We start from the raw sequence: 6,840 nt of genomic DNA on the forward strand, positions 1-6,840 counted from the left end.
CGAATCGATTGTTTCGATTCGTGCAGGTTTGGTGATTCCATGCATGGAATCACCAAACAACCTCATCAAAGAACCTCGCAACGCCTGGCCAGTACCGAGGCGATGATCAGCCCCTCATAATAACCGTAGAGATAACGATCCATCCGAGATAAAGCACGGTCCATCTCAACCACCCCGACACCATGCAGGCATGCGATCACCCCTCATCCCCCGCGTGAACCACCTCCCTAGCGCACCCCGCGCGACATGAAGAACTCCCGATACTTCATGTCCGTGCCCATGATATGCTCCACCAGCCAGTTCTTGGCGAACACCAACAGATCCGTGCCCACCGTGGAACTGCCCCCCTCGTACTCCTTGACCAGTTCCAGCACCTTGGCCACCAGCTTGTCATGGGCGCGCAGATGGGCCTCGGTTTCCGGATAGCCGTGCTGCTTGAACAGGGCCGCCTCGCGTCCGAAGTGCTCGACCGTGTACTCGACCAGTCCCTTGAGGATGGAACTGCGCACCTCGGCCTGCCCCTCGTCCTGACTGCGCATCGCCCGCGCCAGATCGTTCACCATCCGCACCAGCTTCTTGTGGTCGTCGTCGAACTGCTTCACCCCCACGCACAGCGCGTCGTTCCACGGGAAGATATCCCGCTCCTCGTCCAACTCCCCCTCCATGTACAGGGCATCCAGGTGCGTAAACAAAACCTTCAGCACCCGATCGAACTCAGCCAGTCCCTGATGCGCCAGATCACGCCGGCCTGCTTCGTGGTCCACCAGGATCTGTTTCCCCAGGGCGTGCAACGCCTGGTGGACCTTATCCATCTCCATGAATTCCGGACGATCGCCGTAACCCTGGCGTCCCACTTCCTCGATCCACTGCCCCAATGCGCATGCCGTGGCGGATGTCGCCTCGCTGCTCGGCAACGTGATGCGGCCCTCCACGGCGTTCAGCAACTGCATATGATACCCATAATGACCGTCCATCACCTTGCGCACATTGAACGGCGGCAACCCGGAATCCAACTCCAACTGCGCGGAATAAAGCATCTCTCCCCGCTTCTGCAACACCCTGCCCATGCGATCGAAATGACCCACCGCCGCCCGCAGGAACGCCACGGTCCGCATCGCCTCGCCCATCTTCTCGCGCACCGTGTGAAACACCTCACCCGTCACCCCGACCGCCTGACGCATCGCCTGGGCATCGGCGAGGGCATCCTGGCTGCGCCGGGCGGCATCCTCGGCGCTGCGCGCGCCATCCGAGGCGGCATGCGCCACGGATTGGGTTCCGGTGGCCGCCTCCATGGCCGCGCGCGCCACCTCCTCGGAGGCCATGTTCAACTCCATGGCCGAACGGGTCACCTCGTCCGCGGCGTGCGACACCTGACTCATGGAGTCGGCGATCCGGCGCGTGGCCAGGGTCTGCCCATCCACGGCCTGGGTGATCTCGGCGTTGGCCTGGTTGATGTTGGCGATGATCCCGGCGATCGAATCCATCGCCTCGTTGGCCTGCTTGGTGTGGGTCTGGATCTCCTCGATGAACTGATAGATCATCTCGGTGGCCGCCCCGGTCTGGCGTGCCAACTCCTTCACCTCGTTGGCCACCACCGCGAATCCCTTGCCCGCATCCCCGGCCCCCGCCGCTTCGATGGCCGCGTTCAAGGCCAGCATGTTGGTCTGCTCGGCGATGCCGCGAATGATCTCCACCGCCTTGCCGATCTCCTGCGCCGAACCCGACAGCCGATCCATCACCGCATAATTGGATTGGGCCGCCTGTTCCGCCTGCTCCGATTCGCGACTGGCCGCCTGACAGCGATCGTTGACCTGGGCCAGACTGCCATTCATATCCTGAATGGAGTGAGAGACCAGACTCACCGAATGGTTGACCTGTTCCAGGTTGCGGTTCACCTCGCGCAGATTGCTGGAGATCTCCTCGGCAGCCGAGGCCATGGTGGAGATGTTGTTGCTGGTCTGCTCCGCGGCACTGGCGATGGTGTTCATGTTCTGCGACAGTTGTATCGAACTCACGGATATCGCCTGCACGTTGTCCACCGTGCGATCCACCCCCTGCTCCAACTCCACCAGTTCAGCTCCGAGCTTCTGGTTCTCGTCGGTCACCGCTTGTACCACCTGGTGCGAGGTCTCGGTATCCTGACTCACCAGATCGCGAATACGGATGATCTGCTGGGACGTGGCGATCATGTTCCCGGTCTGCAACACCATCTGACGGATGATCCATTGCAGATGCCTGCCCATCACATTGATCCGCTCGCCGATCCGGCCCATCTCGTCGCCCGGGATTCGTCCGGTCAACCGCGCGGTGATCTGACCGTCGCTCATGCGCCCCACCACCTGGGTGACCCGTGCCATGGTGGAGACGATGCGGCGCGTCAGGAGCCACGCGAAAAGCAACCCCGACAGCAGCGCGATCACCGCCATCCCCATGGCCATGAGACTCCAGCCACGGGCCGATTCGTTCAGCGTCCGGTTTGACGCCTCCAGAATCTCGTCCGCATGTTTGATGTTGTCATCGATGAGCGGCTCGATGGCATGGACGACCTGGCGCATCTCCTCGGACTGCACGGCGATCTTTTCGTTATCCGCCACCAGTTGCATGAAGGAGACGCGATAGGTCTCCAAGAGCTTGAACAACCCCTCCTTGTCCGCCGGGGCCAAGCCACTGGCCTCGATCACGTTCCGGATGCCGGTCAGGCTCTCATGGGCCTTGCCCACATAAGATTTGTCGAGCCGCAACAGATAATCCTTCTCATGGCGCCGCAGGGTCAGGATATCCCGTTCCAGATTCCCAAGCCCCTGCACCGACTGGGAGCGTGCCTTCTTGGCCTCGGTTTCCAGGGTGTGCACCGCCTTGCGCAAGGAGCCCTGGGAACCGGATTCGTGGTTCAATCCGCGCTCCTTCCACGCCTCGACCACCCCCTGGAAGGCGCGCTGATAGGACTCCAGCAGCATGACGATCTTGTTGCCGGTCTCCGGACCGGCATCATCGACCTTGGCGAGGGCCCTGGCCTCACTCCTGGCCTTTTCGACCATCTCGCCGACGCGCTCGGCATATTTCGGTTCCAGGCGGAGCAGGAAATCCTTTTCCGAACGCCGCGCCTCGAGCATCCAGCGTCCGATGGACGCGGAGTGACCGCGCTCCCGATTCACCCGGTTGAGCAGATGGTCATAACCATCCAACACCCGTTGAAGCGTCGAACCGTATTGCCACACCGCCAGGGTGAGCAGCAGCATCGGCAGGCCGACGACCAGCGCCAGCTTGTGTCCGAGCTTCATATCATCGATCGTTTGCATCATCTCGACATCTCACATTTTGTTACACAGTGCACGACTGACAAGTAAAATCATGGATCAAGCCCAACCACCCCGATCAGGGATCTCACGACAAAAGTGAAGATAAAATCTGAACAAACATATGCTTATGATACACCTGCAAGACAAGATGAGGAGCATGATGGTCTTGTATCAACCCGGATGCACCCCTGTCAAGAGCCTTGCATGAGAATTTGGCGACATCCAACGCCCGACAGCCCGGAATCAGGCTATCGAGAATCCATGCATGCGTAGAACGGATTGAAAAACAAGCACTCCGACAACGAATGCCGTCGTGAATCAGACAGACGGATGGTGGGGATCCAAGGCCCAGGAGGGGACAAAATCGTGCGGTTGGGACGTGATTCCGGCCAAGGCGGCGGCGTCTGGCGACAGGTTCTCCGCTTGCGAAGCGTCGCCCAACACCATGTCGTGGTAATCGCTACGCCATGGAAGGGTATTGGCCGCGTCGGCGCTGATGGTGGACGTTGTGACCGGGATGACCGAATGGGGCGCACCATCGTCCAAGAGCGTCTTCACCCCCTGCTGGGCAAGCTGCCAGGGATCGACGGATGAAACAGGCGGAACCACATCGTTTGGAACGAATCGGAAACCAACCTCGGCCATGCTGCCAAGGCTGCCGTCGCTCCATTCAAAGGTGGTGCGGGCGGTGATGGTGTTGCCTTGTTGGGTTTCGATGCCAGCCGGTCCGGTCGGGGTGAGATTCAGGACCGCGATGCCGAGTTGCCCCAGACCGTGCAGCTCGCCCGTGTCGGATACGCCGTCGTGGTTGAGATCCCGCCACACCTGCAAACGGGAATAGGCGTCGTCATCGGCGTCCACGCGACCATCGTGGTTGAGATCGAAGCTGGCCAGGGCGTTCAGGCTCGACCCGCTGCCCGGCACCGCCTGATCCGACACCAGTTCGGCGATTCCCTGGATACGACCATCATGATCGGCATCCAGCACCAGCAGACCATCCCCATTCGAGATCCACCCCGTGGTCTCGATGGCGCCATCCTGGTTCATGTCGAAACGCACCCCATCCCCGACAGAGGTCAACCGCACCCCGTTCCCATCCAGATCGAGCACCAGGGGATCCCCGGAAACGCAGGTCGCCAGAAGGTTGTAAGACCCGATATTGGTTCCGCCGTACCCCCCAACCGACAAATAGTGAACACCTGTGTAAGCTGCGGTGTGGGAGATTTGAGAGTTGAGACCGCCATTCGCATCATCGTTCTCAGTCAACACCCCTCCGGCGGAATCCAGCAACCACAAATACGGATCGGGCAGGCTGACACCGTTCGCGTTGAACTGATAGATATTGCCCGCAGTCAGATTGACGACGAACCAATCCTGATCGCCAGCCACTTCGAGGGTATCGCTCACCGAACCATTCAATGCCACCTGAAAGGGGGTGTTGACATGGGCCGGCACGTCGTTGGTGACATGCGCGGTCACCGAATAGCTGGAAGCGCTGTAGGCCGTACCGTCGTGGACCTGGAAGGTGAAGGTGTCGTAGTTGTTGCCCGATGTGTTGGCAGTCGGACTGAACCGCAGATGGGCATTGTTCAGATCCGCCACAGGAATCACATCATTGGCGTTCACAGAAACCCAGGCAGAGCCATTGTAGTGGATCAACCGCCCGGTCGATCCGGGATTGACGATCTTGACCGAAGCGAGCGCTTGACCTTCCAGATCCGAATAGCCAAAACTCGTGGCCCCAAACGTATACTCGGTATTGATCGCCATGCTCACGGTTTGATTGGCGGCGATCGGGGCGTCGTTGACCCCGGTCACGCTCACCTGCGAGGTGACGACCGAGCTGGTCAGGATACCCCCGTTACCCACGGAGTTGGCATCCGTCACCTGCCAGGAGATGGTGCGCGAGGCGGAGAGGGCGGTCGGATTCTCGCTGGTCGAAGAGAAGGTGACGCTATGCAGGGCGCCCATGTAATCGGCGATCGAGCCCGCTCCCGAAAAGGTCAACACGCCGGTGGAAGGATTGTAGGCTCCGGCGATGCCGATCGGAGCGGAAAAACTCAAGATATCGCCACCGGTGAAACCGGAGCTGATCCAGACCGATGCGCCGGTCAGATTGGCATCGTCGGCATCGGAGATGGACAGGGTGCCGTACAAGGTGACGGGCGCGCCGTTCTCGGTGTAGTTCGGCGTGGATTGGCCCGAATAGGAGAGACCGAGACTGTCCACCGCGATGATGCGATAACCATCGTTGGAGATGAAGGGATAGAGCGTGGTGGCGGTGGCAACCGCGCTGTTGGTCACGGCAACGCCCGCGCGCAGGGGGTCGGAAAGAACATCGGTCATGGTGTGTTGGGTGACGAGGGATCCGAGGTTTCCATTCGCGTCGGCGTTGTACACCTCGAATTTCATGTAGAAATGGTTGCTGCCCAGATCGGTGACCGTGAGAATGAAATTGTACCAGGCGTTGGCAGGGGAGATTCCCCCATTGTCCCAGGTGATGACCTGACTGTTGCTCGTGGCGTTGCCATTGGCATCCACCGCGCCATTGCTCAAGAAGCCACCGCCGCCACCATGGAACAGAACACCCACATGCGACCCGGCAGGGGCGCCGTAGTTGCCCGCGCTCGACGCGGGTGACGACGTGGTGAAACCCAACGCGCCGTAGCCCGAGTTGCCGCCACTCTCCATGAAGGCCGCCATGACATACGTATTGCCCACCCCAGCCGGGATCCCGGAGTTCAAGGTCCAGACCTGATCGGTGTTCGCGGCGATCGCCACGCCACCGCCACCGCTCAGACCTGCGGTGCTCGACCAGGTGACCGAACCCGTGGCCGACGTTCCCTGGGTGAAATGGTCGGTCAAGGCGGCGCTGGCATCAAACGTATTGGTCGGCAAGTTGATCTGCGAGGATGGCAGGGTGACGACCGGCGCGACGTTGACCGCGTTCACGGTGATCGAGATCGTGCCGGCGACCGGGGAGTTAAGCGCCCCGTCGTTGGTCGTGAAGGTAAAGGAGTCCGATCCGGCGTAACCGCTGTTTGGTGTATAGGTGTATGCCCCCGTGGCGGCATCGAAGGCCGTCAAGGTGCCATGGTCGGGTGTATCGACGATCGTGAAAGTAAGGGCGCTCCCTTCCGTATCGGTGCCGGAAAGGGTAGCGGACACCCCGGTGTTCATCACGGTTGACAAGGTGTCGTCATTGGCGCCCGGCGCGTCGTTGACCGGCGCGATCCCGACCGTGACCGTGGCAAAGACGGTGGAAAGGCCATCGCTGACCGAGTAGGTGAACGAATCCGAGCCGTTCTGATTCGGATAGGGAGCGTAGACATAGGCTCCGGTGGCGGCATTGGTGATGGTCACATGTCCTCTGCTCCCGTCCGTGACGAGGGCAAAGGTCAACGCGTCCCCATCGATATCGCTCCCGTCCAGGGTGGCGTTCACGGACACGTCTTCGTTCAGGTTGAGGGGTGCGTTGGTGGCAACCGGCGCGTCGTTCACCGGATTGATGGTGATGCCAATCGTCTCGACGGCGCTCAGA

At 60.7% G+C, this 6,840-nt stretch carries 2 protein-coding genes; both read right to left on the bottom strand.

The genetic code is table 11. The features are described from left to right. Positions 1 to 227 precede the first annotated feature (227 nt). Positions 228 to 3,281, bottom strand: a complete 3,054-nt coding sequence (locus tag ACV4UY_RS01055; RefSeq protein ID WP_491605816.1) for a bacteriohemerythrin — start codon at positions 3,279 to 3,281, stop codon at positions 228 to 230. Positions 3,282 to 3,617: 336 nt separating this feature from the next. Continuing rightward, on the bottom strand, positions 3,618 to 6,840 hold a 3,223-nt coding region (locus ACV4UY_RS01060), incomplete at its 5' end, for a beta strand repeat-containing protein (protein ID WP_491605817.1).

The organism is Candidatus Magnetaquiglobus sp. (genome assembly GCF_058402785.1).

What these genes read in the sequence shown, in the direction of transcription:
- ACV4UY_RS01055 (WP_491605816.1), bottom strand. Translation starts at nt 3,281, where the DNA reads ATGAAGCTCGGACACAAGCTGGCGCTGGTCGTCGGCCTGCCGATGCTG.